3 protein-coding genes are annotated in these 2835 nt (G+C 40.9%); 2 read left to right on the top strand and 1 reads right to left on the bottom strand.

Features of this window, described 5'->3' with window-relative positions; translation table 11 throughout:
- The first annotated feature begins 123 nt into the window (after nucleotides 1-123).
- Nucleotides 124-852 (top strand): HAD family hydrolase, encoded by a 729-nt coding sequence (locus UYI_RS0121890; RefSeq protein ID WP_016868819.1) that lies wholly within the window; start codon nucleotides 124-126, stop codon nucleotides 850-852.
- A 65-nt stretch (nucleotides 853-917) separates the two neighbouring features.
- On the opposite strand, the gene UYI_RS0121885 is transcribed toward UYI_RS0121890, so the two are convergent.
- Nucleotides 918-2180, bottom strand: coding sequence for a tRNA nucleotidyltransferase/poly(A) polymerase family protein (locus UYI_RS0121885; protein WP_016868818.1), 1263 nt, complete (start codon nucleotides 2178-2180; stop codon nucleotides 918-920).
- An 84-nt stretch (nucleotides 2181-2264) separates the two neighbouring features.
- Here UYI_RS0121885 and UYI_RS0121880 point away from each other — a divergent pair, with 84 nt between their 5' ends.
- Nucleotides 2265-2513 carry a Ycf34 family protein gene (locus UYI_RS0121880; protein ID WP_016868817.1) on the top strand — a complete coding sequence of 83 codons (249 nt, stop codon included), beginning with the start codon at nucleotides 2265-2267 and terminating at the stop codon, nucleotides 2511-2513.
- Nucleotides 2514-2835 lie beyond the last annotated feature (322 nt).

Genomic DNA, 2835 nt, shown 5'->3' with positions numbered 1-2835 from the left:
CCTACTTAATAGGTAATTGGTAATTAAGATAGTAACTAATGATTTTTCCATGCCCAATGACCAATGCCCAACAACCAAGCATAATATCGTAAGCCATTAGACAAAATTGATGAGGAGAAACTCTTGGTAACTATTAAGTGTAAAAATATCACTTTTACTAATATCCAAGCTATCTTATTTGATAAAAATGGTACTCTCGAAGACTCAGAATTATTCTTGCGATCGCTTGCTCAAAAAGGAGCAAGAATCATAGACGCACAATTTCCCGGAATTGGGGAACCATTGTTAATGGCGTTTGGTGTCAATGGTGATACTCTCGATCCAGCAGGTTTGATTTCAGTGGCAAGTCGTCGAGAAACAGAAGTAGCCGCCGCCGCATATATTGCCGAAACTGGACGGGGATGGTTTGAGTCATTAAAGTTGGCACAGCAAGCGTTAGCAGAAGCAGAAAAATACGTTGGTAAAACTCCCTCACCTTTATTTGTTGGTAGTTTGGAAGTCCTCAAGTATTTATCAGAAGCAGGATTAAAACTTGGTATTCTCTCAGCAGCGACAACTGCTGAAGTCCAAAAATTTGTCGAAAATCACCAATTGAGTAATTATATCCAGCTAGAAATGGGGGTAGATGAAGGGCCAAGTAAACCAGATCCAGTGCTATTTTTACAAGCTTGTGAAAAATTAGGAGTAGAACCGGGTACGACACTCATGGTGGGAGATTCTGCAGGTGATATGCAAATGGCACGTAACGCTAACGCAGCTGGTTGTGTTGGTATTACTTGGATCGGTAAGCCAGAAAATGTTGCAGGTGCGGATGTGGTGATTAATCAACTTGATGAAATTCAAGTTTTATAAGTGCAAAACGCAGAGGGACGCAAAGTGAACGCGGAGGAACGCAGAGGGTTTTGTATTCCAAACAACTAAAAACTTTCATCACTTTCAACTAGCTTTGCTGCCAATTCTATTGCTTCTGTTGCTGTATAAATTTTACCTTCAATTTGAGCGATCGCTATTTCTGTCAATAATTTTCCTACTAGTGGCGAAGCAGGAATGTTTAGTGCTAACATTATGTCCTTCCCACTCACTAAAGGGGTAGGATGCGCGACCAGATCATTAGGGTTCAGATAGCGATTGACTAAAGGTGCGATCGCTTTTACTGACTGACCGTGTACTACGGATAAGACTGCTGTAGATATAAATACAGACCCCGCTTCCTGAAAGAAAAAATACTGTTCTCGCAATGTCATCAGGGGCGCTTGTAACTGTGGGAACAGTTTCAGGGCGGTGGTAATAGCTTTAATTTCGGCACGACTGTAAGTAAGTTCTTGCAGTTCTATTTCTGCTATCTCTGGGTTTGGGTTAACTAAACAAGCAAGCTTAGCAATACCTAGCCAAGTAGTTTTAACGGTATCGCGCACAGGATTTTGCAGTTGTTCACCGAGTTGTGGCCAGACATAAGTGAGTTGAGTAGCTGCTGTATCAACCAACGATAGTTTCTGCAAGTTTTCTTCTGTAGCACTTTTGAAAAAAGGTGTTAGTAAACCGTCTTTCCCAGCAGTAATTAACCAAACACTACCTTGAGAACTTGGTAGCATATAACCCAATTCTACCCGGACTCGTTCTGCTGCAACCCTGGTTATCTTTGATGCCAAACCACGAATAGCAGCTTGCGTATCTGTTTCTATGGTAAAGCCAAGTTGGCAAGCTTGACGATAAGCCCGCAATAACCGTAAAGGATCGTCTTCCAAATTTTGTGGTGATATCATCCTCAACAGCTGCTTTTCTATATCTGCACAACCTTGCAAAGGATCAATAATTTCTTGGCTGTGGGGGTTGTAGGTAATCGCATTTATTGTAAAATCTCGCCTATGTAAATCAACTTCCAGGCTAATTCCTTCTTGTTGAGCAAAGTCAGCAGTCGCATCAGGAAACACTACCCGCGCAATTTGTCTTTCTGAATCAAGGAGAACAAAACCAGCTTTGTAATGCTTGGCAATTTGACGCGCTACTGTGACAGCATTTGCTGGTAAAACAAAATCTAAATCCAAATATTCGCGAGTTCTTCCCAAAATAGCATCTCTAACAACACCACCCACCATATAAGCTGGTTGCGGTAAAAATTCTATGCTAAAAGGCCAATTTTCGGGAGCTAAGGTCGAAAGAACCAAATGATTTATCGTCATGTAATAAAAATAAACCCAGCAGCTAATGAATAACGCTTTCGCTTAAGCTAGATTAACTATAAAGGTACTGGAGTAGGTTCGATTATGTGCATTTGCGTAAATTGCCATTATGTAGACCGTTGTGTCACCTACCACGCGGTAGAAACCCAGCACCAACAGCCCCATTTGACTGAAACCCCAAATTTTGAGCCAAATGAACCATCGATCAATGTCAACATCCGTCCTCGAGGCGATGTGATTGAAATGGAATGGGATGTGGTAGGATGTCTCAGTTTTAAACGAGAACAGGGTAAATGGTCTAAGTTACGTCCTGGCGAGTTAGTACCAACTTGATCAGTGATAGTGTCTATGTTTGAAAATGGGGAAAGGGGAGAGAGAAACTTCGGAAAATACTTTTTCTCTTTTCCCTTGCATATTTAAACGTTTACTAACATAAAAAGCCGTCGTTATAGTCGTTATAAATGCTTGGACGTTAGTTACAACTACTAGTTCACCAAATAGATTTTGATACGTTGGACAGATCCCCGACTTTTTAAAAAGTCGGGGATCTAACGTCTCGCGAAGAGTCAAAACTTATGTGGTCGAGTACTACTTGCCCATTTGTGGCAAATGCTTATATTTTAGTGACAAGTACTTAAACAGAACTTATAAATAT

This window comes from Fischerella muscicola PCC 7414, assembly GCF_000317205.1.
Lineage (GTDB): Bacteria > Cyanobacteriota > Cyanobacteriia > Cyanobacteriales > Nostocaceae > Fischerella > Fischerella muscicola.
The sequence above is the reverse complement of the archived record's forward strand: the minus strand, read 5'-3'. Positions and strand labels throughout refer to the sequence as shown.

Coding starts and splice junctions, on each gene's coding strand:
- UYI_RS0121885 (WP_016868818.1), bottom strand. CDS start 2,180: ATGACGATAAATCATTTGGTTCTTTCGACCTTAGCTCCCGAAAATTGG.
- UYI_RS0121880 (WP_016868817.1), top strand. CDS start 2,265: ATGTGCATTTGCGTAAATTGCCATTATGTAGACCGTTGTGTCACCTAC.